The organism is Actinomadura rugatobispora (assembly GCF_055379765.1).
Genome location: NZ_AP029191.1, coordinates 11,260,223 through 11,284,428 on the forward strand (window position 1 = coordinate 11,260,223; position 24,206 = coordinate 11,284,428).

The window sequence follows — 24,206 nt, forward strand, 5'->3', positions numbered from 1 at the left end:
CGAGCCTACCGACGGCGGGGCCGCCCGCGCCGGGACGACACCCGGATCCGCGGGCATGATCGACGAAATCGCCCGAGTGACGAGCTCAGCCCCTCAGTCCAGCCCCGAACGGTCGCTCAGGCGCTGCGATCGCGTCCGAAGGCAGGTGCGAGCGGAGCGAGAACCTGATCGCGGAGTGAGCCGCCAGGCGAGTTCGGAGCGATGCAGCGATCGCCGCAGGCGCGACAAGCGACGAGCCCCCAGGCGAGGAGCGCAGCTCGCGCATGCAATGAACACTGTCAGTCCTCGAACGCCTCCGGCGGCGGGCAGGAGCAGACCAGGTTGCGGTCGCCGTAGGCCTGGTCGATGCGGCGCACCGGGGGCCAGTACTTCCCGTCCCGGAGAGCGGGCAGCGGGTAGGCCGCCTCCTCGCGGGTGTAGGGGTGCTTCCAGTCCTCGGTGACCAGGCTCGCGGCGGTGTGCGGGGCGTTCTTGAGGGGATTGTCGTCGCGGTCGAGGGCGCCGTCGGCGACCCGCTGGATCTCCCGCCGGATCTCGATCATGGCGTCGCAGAACCGGTCGAGCTCGGCCAGGTCCTCGCTCTCGGTGGGCTCGATCATCAGCGTGCCGGCCACCGGGAACGACAGGGTGGGGGCGTGGAAGCCGTAGTCGATCAGCCGCTTGGCCACGTCCTCGGCGGTGATCCCGGTCTCCTTGGTGATCCTGCGGAGGTCGGCGATGCACTCGTGCGCGACCAGCCCGTCGCGACCGGTGTAGAGGATCGGGTAGTGCGGGCCCAGCCGGGCGGCCAGGTAGTTGGCGGCGATGATCGCGCTCTCGGTGGCGGCGCGCAGCCCGTCCGGGCCCATCATCGCGATGTAGGCCCAGGAGATCGGGAGGATGCCCGCCGAGCCCCACGGCGCCGCCGAGATCGGCCCCACGCCCGTGTCGCGCGGCCCGGCCTCGTCGCGCAGCGGGTGGCTCGGCAGGAACGGCGCCAGGTGCTCGCGGACGCCGATCGGGCCGACGCCGGGGCCGCCGCCGCCGTGCGGGATGCAGAAGGTCTTGTGCAGGTTGAGGTGGGAGACGTCGGAGCCGAACTCGCCGGGACGGGCCAGCCCGACCAGCGCGTTGAGGTTGGCTCCGTCGACGTAGACCTGGCCGCCGGCCGCGTGCACGGCCGCGCACACGTCGGTGATGGTCTCCTCGAACACGCCGTGCGTGGACGGGTAGGTCACCATGATCGCCGACAGCCGCTCGCCGTGCTTGCCGATCTTGGCGTGCAGGTCGTCCAGGTCGATGTTCCCGCCGTCGTCGCACGTGACGACCACGACCTTCATCCCGGCCATCACCGCGCTGGCGGCGTTGGTGCCGTGCGCCGACGACGGGATCAGGCAGATGTTCCGGTGCTCCTCGCCGCGCGAGGCGTGGTAGCCGCGGATGGCCAGCAGCCCGGCCAGCTCCCCCTGCGAGCCCGCGTTGGGCTGCACCGACACCCTGGCGTAGCCGGTGATCTCCGCCAGCCGGTCCTCCAGCTCGCCGATCAGCTCCAGGTAGCCGCGGGCCTGGTCGACCGGGGCGAACGGGTGGATGTTCGCGAACTCCGGCCAGGTGATCGGCTCCATCTCGGCCGTGGCGTTGAGCTTCATCGTGCAGGATCCGAGCGGGATCATCGACCGGTCCAGCGCGATGTCCTTGTCCTGCAGCCTGCGCAGGTAGCGCAGCATGGCCGTCTCGGAGCGGTGCTGGTGGAAGACCGGGTGGGTGAGGTACGGGCTCTCGCGCCGCAGCCCGCCCAGGCCGTCGCCCTCCGCCCCGCCCGACATCGCGCCCTCCAGCCCGAACGCGCGCCAGACGACGCCGAGGTGCTCGCCGGTGGTGGTCTCGTCGCAGGCGATCGCGACGTGGTCGGCGTCCACCGGGCGCAGGTTGACCCCGCCCTCGCGGGCGCGCTCCACGACCTCGGCGGCGCGGCCCGGGACCCGGGCCAGGACGGTGTCGAAGAAGCGGTCGTGCACGACCTCGACGCCCAGCGGCCCGCGCAGCCCGGCGGCCAGCGTCCGCGCGTGCCGGTGGACGCGCTGGGCGATCGCCGCCAGCCCCTCGGGCCCGTGGTAGACGGCGTACATGCTCGCCATGACCGCCAGCAGGACCTGGGCGGTGCAGATGTTGCTGGTGGCCTTCTCGCGGCGGATGTGCTGCTCGCGGGTCTGCAGCGCCAGCCGGTAGGCGGCGGCGCCGTCGGCGTCGACCGACACCCCGACCAGGCGTCCGGGGAGCTGCCGCTGGATGCCCTCGCGCACCGCCATGTAGCCGGCGTGCGGGCCGCCGAACCCGTACGGGACGCCGAACCGCTGCGCCGAGCCCACGGCGATGTCGGCGCCCGACTCGCCGGGCGGCCGCAGCAGGGTGAGGGCCAGCAGGTCGGCGGCCACGACGACCTGGGCGCCGCGCTCGTGCGCCTGCGCGCTCACCGGGGCCAGGTCGCGGACCGCGCCGGAGGCCCCCGGGTACTGCAGCAGCACGCCGAAGAAGTCGCCCTCGGGCAGGCCCCCGGCCAGGTCGGCGGTGACGACCTCGATGCCCAGCGGGACGGCGCGGGTGCGCACGACCTCGATCGTCTGCGGGAGCGCGTCGGCGTCCACCAGGAACGTGCCCGGCTCCTTGCGCTTGGAGACGCGGTGCGCCAGCGCCATCGCCTCGGCGGCGGCGGTGCCCTCGTCCAGCATGGACGCGTTGGACACCGGCAGCCCGGTGAGGTCGCTCACCACGGTCTGGAAGTTCAGCAGCGCCTCGAGCCGGCCCTGGGAGATCTCCGGCTGGTACGGGGTGTAGGCGGTGTACCAGCCGGGGTTCTCCAGGACGTTGCGGAGGATGACGCCGGGGGTGATCGTGCCGTGGTACCCCAGCCCGATCATCGAGGTCAGCACGGTGTTGCGGGACGCCAGCTCGCGCAGCCGGTCCAGCGCGGCGGTCTCGCTCAGCGCGGGCGGCAGGTCGAGGGGCCGGCCGGTGCGGATCGCGGCGGGCACCGCGCCGTCGATCAGGGCCTCGGCTCCGGAGTAGCCGATGGCCGCCAGCATCCGGTCCTGGTCGGCCGGCGCGGGCCCGATGTGCCGGTCGGCGAACGCCGAGCGGTGCTGCTGCGGCGAGGCCACGGGGGCGAAGTACTGGTCGGTCATCGTGGGGAGCCTCCTGGGCTTCTGCGGTCGCTCAGGGCCGCCACCGCGCCCTGCCGGGCCGGCGGCGGTCTCCCCCTCTGTCATCGGCACCTGAGAGATTCGCCCGCGGTACGGGATTTGCCCCTTCGGTGAGGCCCGTTCCCCCTGCGATGGGGGCCACGCCTGCTTTCCAGAGGTGCCTCGCCCGAGCGGTCCTTTTGCCTGAGAGGTTCCGGGGAGGGTTGCCCCTTCGGCGCCCCACGCTGGCTGCGTGGAGTCTCTCCCGCACAGGGTCGACGGCATCTTTCCCCCGAAAGCCTATCCAACCTCCGGGCGGAACGATCGTGACGGGCCCCGGTCACGGGCGGCGGAGGTGCCGCGGACGTCCGCCACCGGCCCCGAACCGTTGATCTCGGGTGGCTACGGACCAGTACGATTGCCCACAGCTCACGGGGAAGGGACCTGCCGTACGAGCGCTTGGTCGAACGGCGGGTCGGGGCGCGGGCGGCGCCCTTTCTCCGCGGGGTCCGGCGACGGCCCCGAAAAATGGGGGGCCGCGGGGGCCAGGAGGGTACGAATCACCTTGAACGTGCGAGCGGTCGGAGCGGGCGCCGCGCCCGACGGCGCGACGCCCCTCCCGGGACGCTGATCACAGTGAAGGGTCCGGACGGCGGTGTGGGCGTGACACAGACCCACCGGCAAGAGCACGAGGACGAGCGCGAGGACGCGGCGGCGCGGCCCGGCCAGGCCGCCACGGCCGTGCCCGTCGACGAGCCGCCGCGGCCCGACCGGATCCGCAGGCCCTCGGACGCCATCCGCTTCGCCGCCTCGCTCGCGGGGCTGGGCGCGGTCATGCTGCTGGTGTCGTTCGCCCCGCAGGCCACGCACGGCCTGCAGACCGACATCTCCGAGACCACCGCGCACGCCCCGCTCTTCCTGCTCACGCTGGCCACCATCGCCTCCAGCTTCGGGGTGCTGGCGGTGCCGGTGGCCTTCGCGGTGGAGCGGCTGTTCCACAAGGACGGGACGCGGGTCGCGATCGCGCTGCTGGCCGCGGTGATCGCGTTCGCCGTCACCATCCTGCTGGACGACCTGGTGATCACCTCCGCGCCCGGCGGGGTCCTGGACTCCCTCATCTGGGGCGGCACCGACACCGCCCCGGTGCACACCGACATCGCCCCGGTGATCGCGTTCGTCAGCGCGGTGGGGATGGCCGGCCGCACCCGCTGGCAGGCCGCCACCTGGTCGATGATCGGGCTGGCCGCGCTCACCGGCCTGACCGCCGCCTACGCCTCGGTGGCCGCGCTGGCCGCCACCTACTTCCTGGGCAACGCCATCGGCCACGGCACGCTCTACGCCGTCGGCACCCCCAACCCGCGCCCGCCCGGCCTCGCGGTCGTCGCCGCCCTCGAACGCCTCGGGCTGCGCACCGTCCGGGCCCAGAGGTTCCAGCCGGACGACCTGCCCGAGGTCCGCCGCTACGGGGTCAGCGTCGCGCACGCCCCCGGCGCCGTCCCCACCGACACCTCCGGGGTCGCGCTGCCGCGCGGCGACTGGCAGCTGGAGGTCCGCGTCCTGGACCGCGACCAGCAGACCGCCGGCGTGCTGTACCGGGTGTGGCGGCTGGTCCGGCTGCGCGAGGCGGCCCCCCGCCGCCCGGTGCGCTCGCTGCGCCGCTCGCTGGAGCAGGAGTCGCTGATGGCCTACGCGGTCGACGCCGCCGGGGCCCGCACGCCCCGGCTGGTGGGCACCTGCGAGGTCGGCACCGAGGCGGCCCTGATGGCCTACGAGTACGTGCCCGGCGCGCCGCTCGACGCCGTCCCCGACGACGACCTCACCGACGCGGTCCTCACCGACGTCTGGGGGCAGTTCAAACGGCTGCAGTCGGCCCGGCTGGCGCACCGCCGGCTGGAGGGCGGCGCCATCCTGATCTCCGACCGGGGCCACGCGTACCTCACCGACCTGCGCTCGGGCGAGATCGCCGCCGGCGACCTGGCGCTGCGCCTGGACCTGGCGCAGCTGCTGACCACCCTGGCGCTGCGGGCAGGGCCCGAGCGGGCGGTCCGCACCGCCGTCGAGGTGCTGGGCGAGCAGGCGCTGGCCGCCGCGGTGCCGCTGCTGCAGCGGGTGGCGCTGTCCCGCGACACCCGCGCGGCGCTGCGGCACGACCGCGAGCTGCTCACCCGGATCCGCGAGCAGATCGTGCGGCTGAAGCCGGAGAGCGAGGCGCCGCCGATCCGGCTCGAGCGCTTCCGGCCCCGCACCATCTTCAGCATCGTGGCGCTGACGGTCGCGGCCTACATCGTCGTCCCGCAGCTCAGCAGCGTCGACCCGGTCCGGCTGGTGGCGGGCGCCGAGTGGTGGTGGATGGGGGTGGCCCTGGCCGCCGCCGCGCTCACCTACCTGGCCGCCGCGTTCATGCTGATGGGCTTCGTCCCCGAGAAGCTGCCGCTCGGCCAGACCGTGCTGGCGCAGGTCGCGGCGTCGTTCGTGAAGCTGGTGGCCCCGGCCGCGGTCAGCGGCGTCGCGCTCAACACCCGCTACCTGCAGCGTTCGGGGGTGCGGCCGGGGCCGGCGGTCGCCAGCGTCGGCGCGTCCCAGCTCATGGGCATGGTCATGCACATCCTGCTGCTGATCGTGTTCGGGTTCGTCACCGGCTCGGTCAACACCGCCACCCGCGACCTCGCGCCGTCCCGGACGATCGTGATCGTGCTGCTGGCGCTGGCCGTGCTGGCCGGGGTCGCGCTGACCATCCCGCGGGTGCGGCGGTTCGCGGCGGGACGGCTGAAGAGCATGTTCTCCGGCGTCGTCCCCCGGCTGGTCGACGTGCTGCAGTCGCCGAAGAAGATCATCACCGGGCTGGGCGGGAGCCTGCTGCTGACCGTCGCGTTCGTGGTGTGCCTGGACGCCTCGATCCGCGCGTTCGGCGGGTCGCTGCCCTGGACGGCGGTGGTGGTCGTCTTCCTGACCGCCAACGCGGTCGGGTCGGCCGCGCCCACCCCCGGCGGCCTGGGTGCGGTGGAGACGGCCCTCACGGTGGCGCTGACGATCTCCGGGCTCACGGCGGAGACGGCGACCTCGGCGGTGCTGCTCTTCCGGCTGCTGACGCTGTGGCTGCCGGTGCTGCCGGGGTGGGCGGCCTTCACCTACCTCCAGCGCAAAGAGGCGATCTAGTCAGCCCGTCTTGCGGGCGCGCCGCCGGTGGGCCAGTTCGTCGTGCGGGTGCTCGTCGGGGTCGTCGGTGGCGGCGCGTTCGGCGGGGAGCTCGGCCAGGCTCCCCTCCACCTCCTGCCAGACACGCCCGAGCGCGATCCCGAAGACCCCCTGGCCGCCCTGGAGGAGATCCACCACCTCGTCGGCCGAGGTGCACTCGTACACGCTCACGCCGTCGCTCATCAGCGTGATCTGCGCCAGATCCCGGACGCCGCGGTCGCGCAGATGCGTCACCGCCGTCCGGATCTGCTGCAACGAGACCCCGGTGTCCAGCAGCCGCTTGACGACCTTCAGGACCAGGATGTCGCGGAAGCTGTAGAGCCGCTGGCTGCCCGACCCGTGCGCGGCCCGCACGCTCGGCTCGACCAGCGCGGTCCGCGCCCAGTAGTCCAGCTGCCGGTAGGTGATCCCGGCGGCGGCGCACGCCGTGGGCCCGCGGTAGCCCACGTCCTCGGGCGGCGCGGACACCTCGGTGTCGAAGAGCAGGCCCTGCTCTCCGGCGCGCCGAGACGCCATCTGCCTGTCGGGGGTCGCCTTGCCCTCGCCGCTGCTCACCGCCACGCGGACCTCCGGCTTCTATCAGCCCATGGGGCTTCGTCAAGGGGGTTTGACGAATTGACGCCACGGGTGTTCCACCAGCACGGTAGGTGCCGGTCAGGGTGTGGTCAACGTTCGCCGTCGGCGCGTCGCATGCCCGGATGAACCGGCTTCACGTGGGCAAACTGCGCACCTGCGGTCCCAACGGGACTCCTACCCCGTTCAGCCCGCGCTGGAACCGGCCCCACGCAAGATCACGCACAGCACCGCATGAACTTGCAGCTGAGTCCCGCTCGGCCGCAACCGGCCGCCCGAACCACAAGCCCTAAGACGCGATCGCAGCCTCGACCGTTCCCCGGATTCCCGCTTCTATTCATGATGGAGGACCGCCCCTCCACAATGACTCGCTCACCCCGCAGCAACCGCAACGGCGACCGCGAAAACTGTCCGGCCCGGAGCGGAGCGCCAGCGGAGCGGAGGGACGGGCAGGCAGCGAGGAGCGGGTCCGCCGCGAGCCCCCAGGCGAGCGGAGGAGGCGCTTCGCGCCGTACCGGGGGGGGTGTGGGGGGTCGTCCCCCACGATGACCCGCCTCAGCCGGCGCGGCCGAAGTCCTCCGGGGAGATCGTGTCGAGGAACTCGCGGAACTTCTCGACCTCGTCCTCCTGCTCGTCGGGGATCGCCACCCCGGCCTCCTCCAGGACGTCGTCGCTGGCGAAGATGGTGGCGCCGGTGCGGAGCGCGAGCGCGATCGAGTCGGACGGCCGCGCGCTGACCTCGACGCCGTTGGAGAACACCAGGTCGGCGAAGAAGATCCCTTCGCGCAGCGCGGTGATGTTGACCGTGCGCAACTGCACGCTGAGGGACTCCAGCACGTCGCGGAACAGGTCGTGGGTGAGCGGACGGGCCGGTAGCACCCCCTGCTGGGCGAAGGCGATCGCGGTCGCCTCGACCGCCCCGATCCAGATCGGGAGGTAGCGGTCGCCCTCCGTCTCCTTCAACAGGACGATGGGCTGATTGGAGGGCATCTCGACCCGGACGCCGACGACCTCCATCTGCTTCACTGCGGCTCCCTGCTGGTCCTCGCTGTCTCGATCACCGTGCCCGGACCGATCCTTGACCGAACCCTCTAGCCAACGTACACCCAGGGTCGGACCACGCGTCGCGCCGACCGCCGGGGAAAATCCTGCGAAATGCGAGAATCAAGGGTCGAGACTTTCCCTGAGGCCGGTGGAGACCAGGGCGGCGTGCAGTCGGACGGCCAGCGCGGCGATCTCCCGGGCGGTCTCGGTGGCCCGTTCGTGGGCGCCCGGGTCGCGGCGGCGCAGCTGCGGCGCGACGACCTGGTCGATGAGCCCGACCTGGCGGTCGGCGGCGGCCTTGAGGGCGCGCAGGTGCCGGACCTCGAAGCCGAACTCGCCCAGGGCGGCGGCGGTGCGCGCGACGGTGAGGGCCTCGCCCTCGTAGTGGCCGTTGGTGCCGGCGGTGCGGCGGACCAGGCCGTACTCCTCGAGCCGGGCGAGCAGGACGGCGTCGATCCCGGCGCCGTCGAGCAGCTGGCGGCGGGTGAGCCGGACGGGCGCGCGCTCCTCGGCGGTGGCGTCGGCCGCGACGAGGGTGCGGGGCCGCCGGGGGGCGCCGTCGAGCGGCCGTGCGGGGGGCGGGACGACGGGACGGCCGGGCTCGGGCCCGGCCCTGGGGGCGGGCGGCGGCACCGGCTCGCCGCGGTCCCGGGCCTCCAGGTGCTGGCGGATGACCCGCAGCGGCAGGTAGTGGTCGCGCTGGGAGGTCAGGATGAACCGCAGCCGCTCCACGTCGGCGTCCGCGAACTTGCGGTAGCCGGAGGGGCTGCGCTGCGGCTCGATCAGCCCCTCCGCCTCCAGGAAACGGATCTTGGAGATGGTGATGTCGGGGAACTCGGGCCGCAGCCGTCCCAGTACGTCCCCGATCGTCATGAGGGCCCGCGCCGGCTGCGCGCTCATGGCCCCTCCCCTCGTCGCGTCCCCATCGTCCCTGCGGCTGGGCCGGGCGGTCAGCCGTGCTGCGGGTTGGTCAGGAAGACCATCCGGAACTTGCCGATCTGGACCTCGTCGCCGCCGGACAGCCCGGCCTGGTCGATCCGCTGCCGGTTGACATAGGTCCCGTTGAGGCTCCCCACGTCGCGGACGTAGAACGCGCCGCCCTCCCGGGCGAACTCCGCGTGCCGCCGCGACACGGTGACATCGTCGAGGAAGATCTCGCTCTCCGGGTGCCGGCCGGCCGACGTGCGGTCCTTGTCGAGCAGGAACCGGCTGCCGGCGTTGGGGCCGCGCCTGACGACCAGCAGGGCGGTGCCGGGCGGCAGCGCCTCCACGGCGATCTGGTCGGGCCCCGCGGTCTCCTCGGCGGCTCCCTGATCGGCCTCCAGTGCCTCGAGCCCGCCGATGGAGATGGTGGAGGTGGACTCCCCCGGCGACTCCCGGTACGGCGTGGGCGAGGGGGCGCTCCGCGTCAGCGGAGAGCCGCAGTTCGAGCAGAAGCGGGCATCATCCGGGTTGGCGTGACCGCACTGCGTGCAGTAGACGCTCGGCATCGATCGGCTCGGCCTCCTACCATCGGCGTGCCGCCGGCCGCCGGCCCGCTCTCGCGATGCCCCGTCCTGCGCCACGCGCATCCTGTACCAACCCACGCCGGGGACCCGCCCCCGACCACGGTCCTTCCCGCCGCCCACCAACACGACGGTTGCCGCAACTTACGCGGGTGAGGCCCGAGGGGTCAACTGGAACGGTGAGCCGGCTGCCCCCCAAGCTACCGCCGTCAATGATCGCAGGTCTACGGCGCCGCGCGGACGCGTGCCGATCTCCCGGGCGTCGCGCGGTGCGGCCCGGAGGGCCGACGGCGGGTCCGCGGGGCCGCCGACCTGCGGCGGCATGATCAACATCACGCCCCGGGAGCGCGCGTCAGCCCGGCCGGGTGACACGGATCTCGATCTCGGTACGGGGGGTGACGGCGGTCGTGGCGCCGACCCCCTGGAGGGTCCGCACGACGCCGCCCGGGATGTTGAGGGCGGTGGTCATGGTGTGGGCGTCCCCGATCACCAGGAAGCGGTACGGGGCCGTGAGCTGCGCGCCGTCGGCCTGGATCCCGCCGCCGGGCGTGTCGAGGAAGTACGTGGCGGTGCCGGCCCGGACCTGGTTGACCTGGATCACCTCGGCGCCCGCGTCGCGCAGTTCCTGCAGGGCGTCCAGCAGGTTGACGGCGCGCACCCGGCGGGCCGGGTCGGCGATCACCAGCTCGATGCCGGGGCCCTCGGCGGGCAGGGTGCCGGCCAGCAGCCCGTAGGTCGTGGCGCGCTCCCGCGCCTCGCGCAGCGCGGTCTCGCCCTCGGCGTCGCGTTCCAGGCCCGCCTTGGTCTCCTCCAGCTCGCGCAGGTCGCCGCGGAGCCGTTCGGAGCGCTGTGACAGATCTGACAGGACGCCGACCAGCTCGTCCTGGCGGGCGTTGGCGAACGTGGTGTCCCGCTGGTTGGACCTCACCTGCGCGACCGCGGCGAAGCCGACCAGCAGGCACAGGAGTCCGGCGACGAGCTGGCCCCAGGTCCGGCGGGGACGCAGCAGCCCGAGCAGCCGCGCGCCCGCGCCTCGTTCCTCGGTCTTCTCGGTGTCCTCGGGTTCATCGCTCATGCGCCGAACAGCTTCCGGCGGATCGCGGCCACGTTGGAGAAGATCCGGATGCCGAGGACCACCACGACGCCGGTGGACAGCTGCGAGCCCACGCCGAGCTGGTCGCCCAGGAAGACGATCAGCGCGGCGATCACGGTGTTGGCGACGAAGGAGACGACGAAGACCTTCTCGTCGAAGATCCCCTCCAGCCGCGCGCGGACGCCGCCGAACATCGCGTCCAGCGCGGCCACGATCGCGATCGGCAGGTACGGCTGCAGCCACAGCGGCACGGCCGGGTCCAGCACCAGGCCCAGCACGATCCCGATCACCAGCCCGATCAGGGCGATCACCGTCGGTTCCCCTCTCCCCCGTCGCGCGGCGGCGCCGCTCACGGGTCCTCCCCCGGCCCGGTCGCGGGCGGCCGCGCGTACCGCAGCCGCAGCGCGCCGGCGCCCGGCAGGCGCACGCGGTCGCGGACGCCGATCTCGACCCGGATCCCGTAGCGCTCCTCCAGGAGCCGGGCGCGGCGGCCGGCGGCCGAGTCCCGGAACGCCCGCTCCAGGGCCTCCGGGCCGCCCGCGGCGCCGCTGATCGCGGTCACCTCGTACGGGGCGCTCAGCGGCCGGTAGTCGACCAGGACGGCCTCCCCCGCGGTGCGGATCGCCGTGGTGGGGGTGAGCCGCTGCCCGTTGACGCCGACGGCCGCGGCCCCGGCCGCCCAGAGCCCGTTCACCAGGATCTGGAGGTCCTGATCATAGACGCGCCCCTCGTCGGGACGGTCCCGGCGCTCCGCGGCGTCCTCGCGCGGCGCGTCGTCCACGACGAGGACCAGGGCGGGGCCGGTCACGGCGGTGGCGGCCGCGGCGTTCCCCGCGGCGGCCACGTCCTCGCGGGCCTGCCGCCCGGCGGCGCTGCGCGCCAGCGCGGAGGCCCGCTGCCGCTGGGTCTGCTCCCGGAGCGCGTCCACGCGGCGCTGGAGGTCGTCGGTGCGGGCGGTGCGGTCACGGATCTCGGCGACCAGCCGGGAGCGCTGTGAGGCCGCCACGGGCTCGCTGCGGCGCACCTCGGCGGCGGCGACGGCCGCCAGCAGGCCGATGGCGGCCAGCACGGCGGGGACGCCCGCCCGGAAGAGGCGGCCGCGCCGTCTGGAGCGGTCCTTTCCGGGCCCGTGTCCAGGGTCCGGTGCGCCGTCCTCGCCCTCGGCGGCCTGGCGCCGTGCGGCCGCCTCGGCGTAGCCGGGATCGAGCGCCCTGCCCGCGAACAGGTCCGCGAGCAGGGACATGGAGGCGTCGGGACGCCGCCATCCCTGCCGCTCCCCGGGGTCCTCCCGTCGCCGTTGCACCGCCCCATCATGGCAAGCGCCGCCAAATCCGCGCGCAGGTCAGGGCGGCGCGTCGGGCGGTGAGAGGGGCGGGAGGACGACGCGGAAGGCGGCGCCGCCGCCGGGCGCGGAGGCGGCCTGGGCCCGGCCGCCGTGGGCCTCGGCGACCGCCGCGACGATCGAGAGGCCGAGGCCGGCGCCGCCGTGGTCGGGGGTGCGTCCGGTGCGTCCGGCGGCGCGGTAGAAGCGTTCGAAGACCCGGGCGCGGTCGGCGGGGTCCAGGCCGGGGCCTTCGTCGGTCACTTCGAGGACGGCGCCGTCCTCGCCGGCCTCGGCCCGGACGGTCGCGGGCGTGCCGGGAAGCGTGTGCCGCCGGACGTTGGCGAGGAGGTTGCCGAGGACCTGGCGGAGCCGTTCGGCGTCGCCGCGCACGATGACCGGCCCCGCGGCCTCGAGGGCGAGGGGGCGGTCCGGCTCGACGGCGGAGGCGTCGGCGACCGCGTCGGCGGCGAGCGCGGCCAGGTCGACGGGCGCGTTCTCCAGGGGGCGGCCCTGGTCGAGGCGCGCCTTGGCCAGGTCTCCCGGGCGGTCGGCGGCGCCGCGCCGGAACAGTTCGGCGTACCCGCGGACGGTCGCCACCGGCGTGCGCAGCTCGTGGGAGGCGTCGGCGACGAACCGGCGCAGGCGCTCCTCCGAGGACTCCCGTTTGCGGAAGGCCGACTCGATCTGGGCGAGCATGGCGTTGAGGGCCGTGCCGAGGCGTCCCACCTCGGTCCGGGGCCCGGAGGCGGGGACGCGGCGGGACAGGTCGCCGTCCCCGATCGCCCCGGCCGTCTCGGCGATCTCCTCCAGCGGGCGGGTGGCGCGGCGGACCGCGCGCCAGGCGAGCAGGCCGACCCCGGCCAGGACGGCCGCGGTGACCGTCACCTGGATGCCGAGGGTGCGGCCGAGGAGCTCGTCCTGCTCGGTGGTGCGCATCGCCATGACGAGGGTGCCGCGGCCCTCGGGGAGCCAGGCGGTGCGGATCCGCCAGTCGGGCACGCCGCGGCCGAACGGCCCTTCTTCCTCGTCGCCGCCGCCGGGCCGCACCCGGGCCTCGATCCGGGTGAACCGCTCGCCGTCGGGGTTGTCCGGGGTGATCCGGGCGGGCCGCAGGTCGGCGGGCAGGCGGGGGGTGTCGGCGAACGCCGGCCGCGCCTCCCGTTCCGGCGGGCGGACGCGGCGGAGCACGGCGCGGATCCGCGCGATCAGCTCCTCCAGGCTGAACGGCTTGGTGACGTAGTCGTCGCCGCCGGCGGTCAGCCCCCTGATCTTGTCCTCGGTGGCGTCGCGGGCGGTGAGGAACACCACGGGGACCCGGTGGCCGTCGCGGCGCAGCCGGGCGCAGGCGTCCACGCCCGACCCGTCGGGGAGCATCACGTCCAGCACGATCAGGTCGGGCCCGAACGAGGCGACCTCGGCGTACGGCCTCGGCCCCCGGTGCTGGCCACGGCCGTCTCGAACCCCTCGTAGCGCAGCGCGGTCGAGACCAGGTCGGCCAGGTATGCCTCGTCGTCGACGACGAGGACGCGGGTCGGGCGGGAGGGGGGCGGCGCGGGCGCTGCCGCCGTGGGAGGAGTGGTCGTCACGCCGCCAGTCTCGCCCGGCTCGTCCGTGCGCGCGGTGCCGGCTTTCTGTGAGATCCCTGTGAGATCGCTGTGAAGGGGCGCCCCGGGCGGGATTCACAGCGGTCCTTAGGAACGCTCGCACGGCTCTCGAAGAGCGGGCCGCTGCACTGGTCGGCATGAACGGATTGTTCGGTTTCGTGCTGCGGCACAAGCTCTTGATCGGCCTGCTGTGGCTGGTGGTCGCCTGCGCGGGCGCCCTGGCCGCCGTGCAGGTCACCGACCGGCTCAAGGAGGAGTTCACGCCGCCGGGGTCGGCGGCCCGCGACGCCAACGCGGCGATCGCGCGGACGTACGGGACGGGCGGCGCCGAGAAGCCGCTCGTCCCGGTGATCACGCTCCCGGCGGGCGGGGACGTGGACGCACCCGGGGTCCGGCGGCCGTTCGCGGCGGCCGAGGAGCGCCTCGGGGCGCGGACGGTCTCCTACGCCGACGGCGGCGACCGGCGCCTGGTGGGCGCGGACGGCCGGACGACCGCCGGCCTGGTCTTCCTCCGCCAGGAGGCGGGCGGTCCGGGCGGCGGGGACCGCATGGCCGAGGGGCCCGACCTGACCGGTGTCCTCTCCGAGGTGATGCGGCCGCACCTGCCGCCGGGCGCCTCGATCCGCGTCACGGGCATCGAGGCGCTGGAGGAGGGCGCGGGCGGCGAGGGGCCCAGCGTGCTGGTGGAGACGGTCGTGGGCGGCCTGGGCGCGCTGGTGGTGCTGGCCTTCGTGTTCGGCTCGCTGCTTGCGCTCGTGCCGCTGGTCGTCGCGATCGTGTCGATCCTGGCGTCGTTCCTGGTCGTGTACGGGATCACCGGCGTGACCGACGTCAACTTCATGGTGCAGTCCGTGGTGGCGCTGATCGGGCTCGGGGTGGCCGTCGACTACTCGCTGCTGCTGGTCACGCGGTGGCGGGAGGAGCGGGCCGCCGGGCACGAGGGCGAGGAGGCGGTGCGCCGGGCGATGGCGACCGCCGGGCACGCGATCGTGTCCAGCGCCGTCGCGGTCGCGATCGGGCTGATCGTGATGCTGGTCGTGCCGCTGGAGTTCCTGCGCGGCGTGGGCTACGGCGGGATGATCATTCCGGCGGTGAGCGCGCTGGCCGCGCTGACGCTGCTGCCGGTCGTGCTGGCCGCCGCCGGTCCCCGGCTGGACCGCCGCCGCCTCGGCCGCCGCGGCGCGCGCGGGGACCGGGACGGCGCCGGGCGGGCGTGGACGGCGTGGACCCGCACGGTGATCAGGTTCCGCGTCCCGGCCGTGCTCGCCTCGGCCGCGCTGCTGGGCGGGCCGGCCTTCGCCGCGCTCGGCATGAACCTCGGCGAGGCGCACAGCGGGGCGCTGGCGAAGTCCGGGCCCGCCTATGAGGGGCTGACCTCCCTCCGCGCCGCGCGGATCCGCACGGGCGTCCTCACGCCCGTGGACGTGGTCGTCCCGGACTCGGCAGGCCCCGCCGCCGTGGCCGGCCGCCTGCGCGCGCTGCCGGGCGTGCACGCCGTCGCCGCCTCCGCCGGGCCGGAGTGGCGGCGGGACGGCACCGCCCTGATCACCGTGGTCCCGGTCGCGGAGGGCGGCACCGGCGCGGGCAAGGACACCGTGGGCGCGATCCGCGCGGCCGTGCCGCCGACCTGGACTTCACCGACACGGTGTACGGCATGTTCCCGCTGATCCTGGCGGTGGTCGGGCTGCTGACGTTCGTGCTGCTGGCCCGGACGTTCCGCTCGCTGCTGCTGCCGCTGAAGGCGGTGCCGGACCGGGCGGCTGGTCACCGGCGCCGGGCTGATCCTCTCCTGGCCTTCGCCTCGCTGGCCGCCGCGCCGATCGTGGAGGTGAAGATCTTCGCGACCGGGCTGGGGCTGGGCATCCTGCTGGACGCCACGGTGGTGCGGGCGCTGCTGGTGCCGGCCCTGGTGTCGCTGTTCGGCGGGTGGAACTGGTGGCTGCCGGGGTGGGCGGCGCGGCTGCTGCGCGTCCCGCCGTCGCCGGCGACCGTCGACGCGCCTCCGCACTCATCCCGTGAGGCTCCCCCGCTCCGCCGTCACGGAGCGACCGAGGCGGCGGCGCGGGAGCGGTCGAGGCCGAGGTGCAGGGCCATCCCGGCCAGGACCGACCCCATCAGGTACCGCTGGGCGCGCTGCCACAACGGCCGCCGCGCCAGGAAGGCCGCGATCGACCCGGCGCCGAGGACGATGAGGCCGTTCACGCCGATCGCCACCGTGATGTGGGCGAGGCCGAGCAGCAGGCTCTGCAGCGCGACGCCGCCGCGCTCGGGGTCGACGAACTGGGGCAGCAGCGACACGTACAGGATGGCGATCTTGGGGTTGAGCAGGTTGGTGACCAGGCCCATCGTGAACAGCCGGCGCGGCGGGTCGGGGGGCAGCTCCTTGGGCGCGAACGCGGAGGCGCCGCCCGGCCGGACCGCCTGCCAGGCCAGCCACAGCAGGTACGCGGCCCCCGCGACCTTGATGCCAGTGTAGATCGCCGGGACCAGCGTGAAGATCGCGGTCAGCCCGGCGGTGGCGGCCAGCACGTAGGCCACGAACCCGGTCGCGACCCCGCCCAGGGAGATCAGCCCGGCCCGCCGCCCCTGGGTCACCGACCGCGACACCAGATAGATCATGTTCGGCCCGGGTGTGAGGACCAGCCCGAGCCCCACGACGACGATCCCGGCCAGCGCGGTCGACGTGACCATGGCACCCCCTTCGTTCCGGGACGACCCTAGGACCCCGGACGATCTCGGAGCAATAATGGGAATTGCACTCGGAGCAAAGAGACTTTCGGAGCGAAGAAGAACGGACCCATGGACGACTACCGGCACGTGGCCGACCGGATCGCGGCCGCGATCGCGACGGGGCGGCTCCGCCCCGGCGACCGCCTCCCGCCGCAGCGGACGTTCGCCCGCCGCAACGGCATCGCGGCCTCCACCGCCGCCCGCGTCTACGCCGAGCTGGGCAGGCGCGGCCTCGTCGTCGGCGAGGTGGGGCGCGGCACGTTCGTCCGGGCCGCCGAGCCCGCCCCCTCCCCTCCCCTGACCGAGCCGTCCGCCGCACGGGTCGACCTCGAGCTCAACCACCCCTCAGTACCGGGCCAGGCCGGGCGGCTCGCCTCGAGCCTGGAACGGCTGCAGCGCCCTGACGTCCTGGAGGCGGCGCTGCGTCCCGTGGGCCCGACCGGCACTCCCGCCGCGCGCGCCGTAACGGCCGACCTGCTCGCACACTCCGGCTGGCGCCCCGCCCCTGAGCAGATCCTCTTCACAGGAAACGGCCGCCAGGCCATCGCCGGAGCCGTCTCCGCGCTCGTGCCCACCGGAGGCCGGCTCGCCGTAGAGGACCTCACCTATCCGGTCATCAAGGCGATCGCGGCCCGCCTGGGCGTCACCCTCACGCCCATCCCCACCGACCGGCACGGGCTGTGCCCGGAGGCACTGGCCGCGGCGCACCGCCGCGCCCCGTTCCAGGCCCTCTACGTGCAGCCGACGCTGCACAACCCGTACGGCACCACGATGCCCGCCCAACGCCGCGCCGACCTGGCCGCCGCCCTCGACGACCTCGGCGTGCACGCGATCGAGGACGCGGTCTGGGCCTTCCTGGACGAGCACGCTCCCCCGCCCCTGGCCGCCCACGCCCCCGACCGCACGATCCTCATCGACAGCCTCTCCAAGCGCCTCGCCCCGGGCCTGACCGTCGGCATCGCCGTCACGCCCCCCGCGCTGCCGGAGCCCCTGACCACCGCCCTGCGCTCAGGCGCGTGGACCCCCAGCGGCTACGCGCTGGAAGCCGTGACCGGCTGGATCTCCGACGGCACGGTCGCCGCGATCGGCGCCGCCAAGCGCGCCGACGCCCTGGCCCGCGGGCGCATCGCCGCGTCGAACCTGCCCGGAGCCGGGGTACGCGGCGCCCCCTGCTCCTACTTCCGCTGGTGGGATCTGCCCGCGCCGTGGCGCGCCGAGACGTTCGTGGCCGCGGCCGCCCGCGAGGGCATCGCCGTCACCCCGGGCGCCGCGTTCATGGTCGGGGCGGGCCGCTCCCCCGTTCCCAACGCCGTCCGCCTCGGCCTGGCCTCCCCGCCCCCCGAAGTCCTGGAAGAAGCCCTGACCACCCTCACGAAGATCGCCCACTCCCCGCCTGGAACCTCGTGATCTCAAGCCCCCGCCTCCTCCACCACCGCCGCCCATTCCTCCAGGGTCTCCTGGGCGGCGTCGGCGTCGGGGCCCTCGGCCCAGAGGTGGGTGACGGCCTCGGAGGGGTCGGGGAGGACCAGGGCCCACCGGCCGTCCTCCTCCACGACGCGGACGCCGTCGGTGGTGTCGATGCCGCGGTCGCCGGCGGCCTCGACGACGTGCCGCATCACGCCGCCCTTGGCCGCCCACGGGGTGGGGATGGAGCGGCGCAGCAGGTGGGCCTCGGGGATGCGCCGGTCGATCTGCGACAGGGTCAGCCGGGTGCGGGCGACGAGACCGACGAGCCGGACGAACGCGGCGATGCCGTCCACGGTCGTGGAGAACTCCGGCATCAGGAACCCGCCCCGGCCGTCGCCGGCGAACACGACGTCGGGGCGGGTGGCGGCCTTGGTGAGCACGTCCTGGGAGGTGGAGGTCCATTCCACCTGGACGCCGTGGAAGCGGCAGACCTGTTCGGCGACGCGGGTCGTGGTCACCGGGAGGGCGACGCGGCCGCCGCGGCGTTCGGCGGCGACCAGGTCCAGCATGACGAGCAGGGCGCGGTCGTCGCCGATCAGTTCGCCGCTCTCGTCGACCAGGGAGATCCGCTCCCCCACCGGGTCGAACCGCACGCCGAACGCGGCCCGCGAGGACGACACCAGTTCGCCCAGGCGCTGCAGGTCGCGCATCCGCTCGGCGAGGGTCTCGGTGGGGTTCGCCTCGTCCAGCCGGTTGTTGCGGGTGAGCACCTCCACGCCGACGCGGCCGAGCAGGGTGGGCAGCACGAGGGACGCGGTGCCGCCCGCGCAGTCCAGGACGATCTTCAGCCCGGCCTCGCGGACGCCGGTCATGTCGACGCGGCGCAGCAGGTCGCGGGTGTAGGTCTCGATGGTGCGCGCCGGGTAGGTGAGCTCGGCGATCTCGCCGGGGAACGCCCGGCGGTACTCCTGCCGCCCGAAGACCCGCTCCAGCTTGCGCTGCGCGGCCTGGGACAGGTCGGCTCCGTCGGGGTCCAGGAACATGATGTCGACGCCCTGGGGGTCGCCGGGCGTGGTGCGGATGTAGAGGCCGCCGGCGCAGTCCTCCCGGGCGGTCGCGAACCGCGCCACCGGCAGCGCGCACGCCTCCAGGTCCTGGACGTCGATCGCGGTGGAGGTCAGCGCGCTGATCATCGCGCGCTTGAGGGTGCGGGCGGCGCGCGAGGCGTCCCGGCCGGTGATGACCGCGGTGCCCTTCCTCAGGGTGGTGGCGTACGCGCCGGCCAGCCGGACCGCCAGCTCCGGGGTGATCTCCACGTTGATCAGGCCGGACACCCCGCGCGGGCCGAACAGGCTGCGCTGCCCCCGGGACTCCCAGATGACGCTGGTGTTGACGACCGCGCCGGCCTCGATCGTCTTGAACGGGTACACCTTGACCTGGCTGGAGACGTAGGCCTCGGCCTCGATGACGCACTCGTCGCCGACGATCGCGCCCTCCTCCACGCGGGCGCCGGACATGATGTCGGTGTTCTTGCCGATCACGCAGCCGCGCAGGTTGGTGGAGGGGGCGATGAAGACGTTGTCGTGGACGACGGCGCGGTGCAGGAAGGCGCCCTCCTTGACGACGACGTTGCTGCCGAGGACGGTGAACTCGCGCAGTTCCACGCCCGCCTCGACCTTGGCGTAGTCGCCGATGTACAGCGGGCCCTTGAGCACGGCCTCGGCGTCGACCTCGGCGCCCTCGCCGACCCACACGCCGGGGGACAGCTCGAAGCCGTCGATGTCGACGTCGACCAGGCCGGAGAGCATGTCGGCCTGGGCCTTCATGTAGCTGGCGTGGGTGCCGACGTCCTCCCAGTAGCCGTCGGCGACGTAGCCGTAGAGCGGGGCGCCCGCGGCCAGCAGCGCGGGGAACACGTCGCCGGACCAGTCGACGGCCGTGCCGTCGGCGACGTGGTCGAGCACCTCGGGTTCCATGACGTAGATGCCGGTGTTGACGGTGTCGGAGAACACCTGGCCCCAGGTCGGCTTCTCCAGGAAGCGCTGGACGCGGCCCGCGTCGTCGACGATGATGATGCCGAACTCCAGCGGGTCGGGGACGCGCTTGAGCCCGATGGTGACCAGCGCGCCGTTGTCGCGGTGGAAGCGCATCATGTCGGTCAGGTCGATGTCGGTCAGGGCGTCCCCGGAGATGACCAGGAAGCGGTCGTCGCGCAGCGCCTCGGCGGCGTTCCGGACGCTGCCGGCGGTGCCGAGCGGGATCTCCTCGGTGGCGTAGCTCAGCGCCATGCCGAGCTCCTCGCCGTCGCCGAAGTAGTTGCGGATCAGCGCGGCCAGGAACTGGACGGTCACCACGGTCTCGCCGAACCCGTGCCGCCTGAGCAGGCGCAGCACATGTTCCATGATCGGCCGGTTGACGAGAGGGAGCAGGGGCTTGGGCTGGTTGGCGGTCATCGGGCGCAGCCGGGTCCCCTCGCCGCCCGCCATCACAACGGCCTTCATCGCGGTGTCCGCGCTCCCTTCGGGTCGCCGGCCGGAGGTCCCGGATCGGTCTCGCCGGGCGGGCGGCCCGGGTCGCTCTCTCCGGGCGGGCGCGGCGGGGGCCCCGGGGGGCCGGCGCGGCCGGCCAGCACCAGTCGCCGCGTCTGCTCCCAGTAGAGAAGGGCCGCCCACCAGTACAGGAACGTCCCCCAGATCGCGAACGACCAGCCGATGACCTTCGCGGCGGTGGCCGCCCAGCCCTCGTGGTCGCCGAGCAGCAGCAGCGGGAAGGCGTACAGCAGGCACAGCGTCGCGGCCTTGCCCGCGAAGTGCACCGGCAGCGTGCCCGAGTACCCCAGTCTGCGGGTGATCGGCGCGATCGGGACGATCGCCGCCTCCCGGGCGACCAGCACGGCCACCAGCCACAGCGGGATGATGTCGCGGACCGTCAGCCCGGCCAGGGTCGCCAGGATGTAGAGCCGGTCGGCGGCCGGGTCGAGCACGGTGCCCAGCTTGCTGGTCTGCTCCAGCGCGCGGGCCAGCTTGCCGTCCAGCCAGTCCGACAGGCCGGCGAACACCAGCACGCCCAGGGCCCACCAGTCGGCCTCGATCAGGACCAGCCACAGGAACAGCGGCACGCCCAGCAGCCGGGCGAAACTCAGCGCGTTCGGCACCGTCCAGATCCGTCCCGACACCGCCTCCGCCGCAGCGGCCGACCCGGTCTCGGGGACCGGGCCCCCGCCCGGCTCCGGTGGCCTGTCGACATCAGGGCTCACTGACGCGTCGCCTCCCCTATCCCCCAATGCCCCGACCTTATCGTCAGGGTGGGCGAGGCCCTCGGCGCCCCGGCCCCCCTCCGGGGCCGGCGGCCCCGGCCTACCGGGCGTCGGCGGGGCGGCCGGCGCCCTGGTCACGGGCGTGCCGGTCACCGCCCGTGCCGTCGCCGGCGCCGAGCGGGAGCACGGCCGCCACGACGAACCCGCCCGCGGGGCCGGGTCCGGCCTCGACCGTTCCGCCGACGCTGCGGGCGCGCTCGGTCATCCCGACGATCCCGAAGCCCGCGCCCGTCCCGGCGCCCGCGTCGGCCCCGGCACCTGCACCGCCCGGCGCGGCGGGTCCGCGGCCGTCGTCGGCGACGGTGATCCGCAGGTTCCCGGCGGCGCGTTCCAGCAGGACCTCGACCGAGCCGGCCCGGGCGTGCTTGACCACGTTGGTCAGCGCCTCCTGGACGATCCGGTAGGCCACGATCCCGACCTCGGGCGCCTCCCGTTCGGCGCCGCGCTCCTCCAGGACGGCGGCGAGCCCGGATTCCCGCGCGGCGTCCACCAGTTCGGCGATGCCGGCCGCGCCGGGCGGCACCGCCCCCGGCGCGCCGTCCCCGGCCTCGCGCAGCACCTGGAGGGTGGCCCTCAGCTCGGTGCGGGTGTCGCGGCAGGTCGCGGCGATCTCGTTGAGGCATCCGGCGATCTCGGCGCGGTCCAGGGGACGGCCGGAGGCCACCAGGTGCGCCGCGGCCCCGGCCCGGACGCCGATCACGGTGATGCTGTGGGCGAGCAGGTCGTGCAGGTCCCGGGCGATGCGCAGGCGCTCCTCGGCGACCCGCCGCCGGGCCTCCTCCTCGCGGGTCCGCTCGGCGCGCTCGGCCCGCTCGGTGGCCGCGGCCAGCCGGGCCCGGTGAACCCGCCAGGTCTGCACGCCGACGACCACTCCGACGATGGCCTCGATCACGCCGATCTGCTCGAGCCCGCTGCGCCCGCTGGCGCCCATGGAGAACAGCACCGCGCAGACCAGCAGCAGCGCGGCCGTGCCGAACAGCACCGTGCGCACGCGGCGTCCCATCACCGCGAAGGTGAACAGCGCGAACACCTCGGCGGGGGCGGCGGCGTGGTGCTGGTACTGCAGCAGGTGGTACGGCAGCGCCACCGCGACGACCAGGGCCAGCGCGAGCCCGGGCCGGCGGCGCCGCCAGGCCAGCGGCACGTGCGCCCCGGCCAGCAGCAGCGCGCCGAGCGGGTCCAGGGACCGCACGCCCGGCCAGGCCACCGCGGCGGCCAGCGCCCCCGCCGCCAGGACCCCGGCGAGCAGGGTGTCCAGCGTCACATCCCGCACCCGGGCTTTGATCAACACACCAGCAATCCTGCCCGACCCGGCCCGCTCCCCCAAACCGCCCCCGGTGGACGCCGGCGCGGGCGAAAGGTTAACGTCGTGCCCGACAGATCGCGGGGGCCCGGCGAACCGGGCTGAGATTGCGGCTGGCACGGCCGCTGACCGCTGGAACCTGACCGGGTAATGCCGGCGTAGGGAGAGATCCAGTCATGACCAAGGACGGCTCGGTTCGGCCTGCCCGCAAGACGTACCTGACCGGCTCGCGCGAGGGTCTGCGCGTGCCGATGCGGGAGGTGCCGCTGACCAACGGGGCCTCGGTGGTGCTGTACGACACCTCCGGCCCGTACACCGATCCCGCCTACGAGGCCGACGTGCGGCGCGGGCTCCCGCCGCTGCGCGAGGCGTGGATCGCCGGACGCGGCGACACCGCCGCCTACGAGGGGCGGGCGGCCCGCCCGGAGGACGACGGGCGGCGCTCCGGCGATCCGCTGCGCGACGCCGCGGCCTTCCCGCCGCGACGGCCGCGGCGGGCGACCGGGGAGGCGGTGACGCAGCGGGCCTACGCGCGGCGCGGCGAGATCACCCCGGAGATGGAGTTCGTCGCGCTGCGCGAGGGCGTCGAGCCGGAGTTCGTGCGGGCGGAGCTGGCGGCGGGACGGGCCGTGCTGCCCGCCAACGTCAACCACCCCGAGATCGAACCGATGATCATCGGGCGGAACTTCCTGGTGAAGGTCAACGCCAACATCGGCAACAGCGCGGTGGCGTCCTCCGTCGAGGAGGAGGTCGAGAAGATGACCTGGGCGACCCGCTGGGGCGCCGACACGATCATGGACCTGTCGACCGGCCGGGACATCCACACCACCCGGGAGTGGATCCTGCGCAACTCGCCGGTGCCGGTCGGCACGGTGCCGCTGTACCAGGCGCTGGAGAAGGTCGGCGGCGATCCGGCCGCGCTCACCTACGAGGTCTTCCGCGACACCGTGATCGAGCAGGCCGAGCAGGGCGTGGACTACATGACCGTGCACGCGGGCGTGCTGCTGCGGTACGTGCCGCTGACCGCGCGGCGCAGGACGGGCATCGTGTCCCGGGGCGGGTCGATCATGGCGGCCTGGTGCCTGGCGCACCACGAGGAGAACTTCCTCTACACCCGCTTCCGGGAGCTGTGCGAGATCTTCGCGGCCTACGACATCACCTGGTCGCTGGGCGACGGGCTGCGGCCGGGCTGCGTCGCCGACGCCAACGACGAGGCGCAGTTCGCCGAGCTGCGCACGCAGGGCGAGCTCACCCGGATCGCGGCGGAGTTCGGCAACCAGGTGATGAACGAGGGCCCCGGCCACGTCCCGATGCACAAGATCAAGGAGAACGTGGACCGGCAGCGGGAGTGGTGCGACGACGCGCCGTTCTACACGCTGGGCCCGCTGACGACCGACATCGCGCCCGGGTACGACCACATCACCTCGGCGATCGGCGCCGCGATGATCGGCTGGCACGGCACCGCGATGCTGTGCTACGTGACGCCCAAGGAGCATCTGGGGCTGCCCGACCGCGACGACGTGAAGGCGGGCATGATCGCCTACAAGATCGCCGCGCACGCCGCCGACCTGGCCAAGGGCCATCCGGGCGCGCAGGCCTGGGACGACGCGCTGTCGGACGCCCGGTTCGAGTTCCGCTGGGAGGACCAGTTCAACCTGGCCCTCGACCCGGACACGGCGCGCGCGTTCCATGACGAGACGCTGCCGGCGGCCCCGGCCAAGACGGCGCACTTCTGCTCGATGTGCGGCCCGCACTTCTGCGCGATGAAGATCACTCAGGATGTGCGCCGGTACGCCGGGGAGCACGGGCTGCCGGAGGACGAGGCGCTGGAGGCCGGGCTGCGCGACAAGGCGGCGGAGTTCACCTCCGCCGGCAACCGGATCTATCTCCCGATCGCCGACTGAGCGGCCGGACGGCCACGGGTCCGCGCGGGTCCGCGCGCGTCCGGCGGATC

Annotated in this window: 18 protein-coding genes and 3 riboswitches; of the genes, 4 read left to right on the top strand and 14 right to left on the bottom strand. The window is 74.3% G+C overall.

Translation table 11 applies throughout. The features are described from left to right. Nucleotides 1-278: 278 nt before the first annotated feature. The gene (gcvP, locus tag ACZ466_RS50485; protein ID WP_378281115.1) at nt 279-3,161 is read right to left on the bottom strand and encodes an aminomethyl-transferring glycine dehydrogenase; all 2,883 of its coding nucleotides are present in this window, start codon (nt 3,159-3,161) and stop codon (nt 279-281) included. A 67-nt stretch (nt 3,162-3,228) separates the two neighbouring features. Further along, nucleotides 3,229-3,340, bottom strand: a riboswitch (glycine riboswitch). Continuing rightward, a riboswitch (glycine riboswitch) is annotated at nt 3,341-3,436 on the bottom strand. Between the two features lie 385 nt (nt 3,437-3,821). Here gcvP and ACZ466_RS50490 point away from each other — a divergent pair. Beyond that, a complete protein-coding gene (locus ACZ466_RS50490) occupies nt 3,822-6,314 on the top strand; it encodes a lysylphosphatidylglycerol synthase domain-containing protein (protein ID WP_378281116.1) in 2,493 nt (830 codons plus the stop codon). On the opposite strand, the gene ACZ466_RS50495 is transcribed toward ACZ466_RS50490, so the two are convergent. The 9 genes from ACZ466_RS50495 to ACZ466_RS50535 form a co-directional block, all read right to left on the bottom strand. Next, the gene (locus ACZ466_RS50495) at nt 6,315-6,914 is read right to left on the bottom strand and encodes a MerR family transcriptional regulator (protein WP_378281117.1); all 600 of its coding nucleotides are present in this window, start codon (nt 6,912-6,914) and stop codon (nt 6,315-6,317) included. It abuts the gene before it with no gap. Between the two features lie 567 nt (nt 6,915-7,481). Then, complete coding sequence (locus ACZ466_RS50500) at nt 7,482-7,952, bottom strand: bifunctional nuclease family protein (RefSeq protein ID WP_378281118.1); 471 nt, start codon at nt 7,950-7,952, stop codon at nt 7,482-7,484. Nucleotides 7,953-8,090: 138 nt separating this feature from the next. Next, complete coding sequence (gene ftsR, locus ACZ466_RS50505; RefSeq protein ID WP_378281119.1) at nt 8,091-8,870, bottom strand: transcriptional regulator FtsR; 780 nt, start codon at nt 8,868-8,870, stop codon at nt 8,091-8,093. Nucleotides 8,871-8,920: 50 nt separating this feature from the next. Continuing rightward, a complete protein-coding gene (locus tag ACZ466_RS50510) occupies nt 8,921-9,460 on the bottom strand; it encodes an FHA domain-containing protein (RefSeq protein WP_378281120.1) in 540 nt (179 codons plus the stop codon). Nucleotides 9,461-9,827: 367 nt separating this feature from the next. Then, a complete protein-coding gene (locus tag ACZ466_RS50515; protein WP_378281121.1) occupies nt 9,828-10,550 on the bottom strand; it encodes a DUF881 domain-containing protein in 723 nt (240 codons plus the stop codon). Then, nucleotides 10,547-10,879 carry a small basic family protein gene (locus ACZ466_RS50520; RefSeq protein WP_378281122.1) on the bottom strand — a complete coding sequence of 111 codons (333 nt, stop codon included), beginning with the start codon at nt 10,877-10,879 and terminating at the stop codon, nt 10,547-10,549. Before ACZ466_RS50520 ends, ACZ466_RS50515 begins: the two co-directional genes overlap by 4 nt. A gap of 38 nt (nt 10,880-10,917) precedes the next feature. Beyond that, entirely contained in the window at nt 10,918-11,871 is a 954-nt protein-coding gene (locus ACZ466_RS50525; RefSeq protein ID WP_378281123.1) for a DUF881 domain-containing protein, read from the bottom strand. 39 nt (nt 11,872-11,910) lie between these two features. Further along, the gene (locus tag ACZ466_RS50530) at nt 11,911-13,266 is read right to left on the bottom strand and encodes an ATP-binding response regulator (protein WP_378281198.1); all 1,356 of its coding nucleotides are present in this window, start codon (nt 13,264-13,266) and stop codon (nt 11,911-11,913) included. A 14-nt stretch (nt 13,267-13,280) separates the two neighbouring features. Next, nucleotides 13,281-13,478, bottom strand: coding sequence for a hypothetical protein (locus ACZ466_RS50535; RefSeq protein ID WP_464042178.1), 198 nt, complete (start codon nt 13,476-13,478; stop codon nt 13,281-13,283). Nucleotides 13,479-13,633: 155 nt separating this feature from the next. On the opposite strand from ACZ466_RS50535, the gene ACZ466_RS50540 reads away from it, so the two are divergent. Beyond that, nucleotides 13,634-15,163 (top strand): MMPL family transporter, encoded by a 1,530-nt coding sequence (locus ACZ466_RS50540; RefSeq protein ID WP_378281125.1) that lies wholly within the window; start codon nt 13,634-13,636, stop codon nt 15,161-15,163. Between the two features lie 370 nt (nt 15,164-15,533). Here the strand turns inward: ACZ466_RS50540 and ACZ466_RS50545 are convergent, their stop codons facing one another. Then, entirely contained in the window at nt 15,534-16,187 is a 654-nt protein-coding gene (locus ACZ466_RS50545) for a LysE family translocator (RefSeq protein ID WP_378281126.1), read from the bottom strand. Nucleotides 16,188-16,295: 108 nt separating this feature from the next. Here ACZ466_RS50545 and ACZ466_RS50550 point away from each other — a divergent pair, with 108 nt between their 5' ends. Next, nucleotides 16,296-17,633 (top strand): aminotransferase-like domain-containing protein, encoded by a 1,338-nt coding sequence (locus ACZ466_RS50550; protein ID WP_378281127.1) that lies wholly within the window; start codon nt 16,296-16,298, stop codon nt 17,631-17,633. Nucleotides 17,634-17,635: 2 nt separating this feature from the next. Here the strand turns inward: ACZ466_RS50550 and ACZ466_RS50555 are convergent, their stop codons facing one another. The 3 genes from ACZ466_RS50555 to ACZ466_RS50565 all read right to left on the bottom strand — a co-directional run bounded on the left by ACZ466_RS50555 (nt 17,636) and on the right by ACZ466_RS50565 (nt 22,240). Further along, nucleotides 17,636-20,134 (bottom strand): sugar phosphate nucleotidyltransferase, encoded by a 2,499-nt coding sequence (locus ACZ466_RS50555; protein ID WP_378281128.1) that lies wholly within the window; start codon nt 20,132-20,134, stop codon nt 17,636-17,638. Further along, nucleotides 20,131-20,808: a CDP-alcohol phosphatidyltransferase family protein gene (locus ACZ466_RS50560; RefSeq protein ID WP_378281199.1), complete on the bottom strand. Its 678-nt coding sequence runs from the start codon at nt 20,806-20,808 to the stop codon at nt 20,131-20,133. Before ACZ466_RS50560 ends, ACZ466_RS50555 begins: the two co-directional genes overlap by 4 nt. A gap of 181 nt (nt 20,809-20,989) precedes the next feature. Next, entirely contained in the window at nt 20,990-22,240 is a 1,251-nt protein-coding gene (locus tag ACZ466_RS50565; protein WP_378281129.1) for a sensor histidine kinase, read from the bottom strand. 82 nt (nt 22,241-22,322) lie between these two features. Next, nucleotides 22,323-22,434: riboswitch (TPP riboswitch) on the top strand. On the opposite strand from ACZ466_RS50565, the gene thiC reads away from it, so the two are divergent. Continuing rightward, nucleotides 22,429-24,156, top strand: a complete 1,728-nt coding sequence (gene thiC / locus ACZ466_RS50570) for a phosphomethylpyrimidine synthase ThiC (RefSeq protein ID WP_378281130.1) — start codon at nt 22,429-22,431, stop codon at nt 24,154-24,156. It overlaps the preceding riboswitch by 6 nt. Nucleotides 24,157-24,206: the final 50 nt, after the last annotated feature.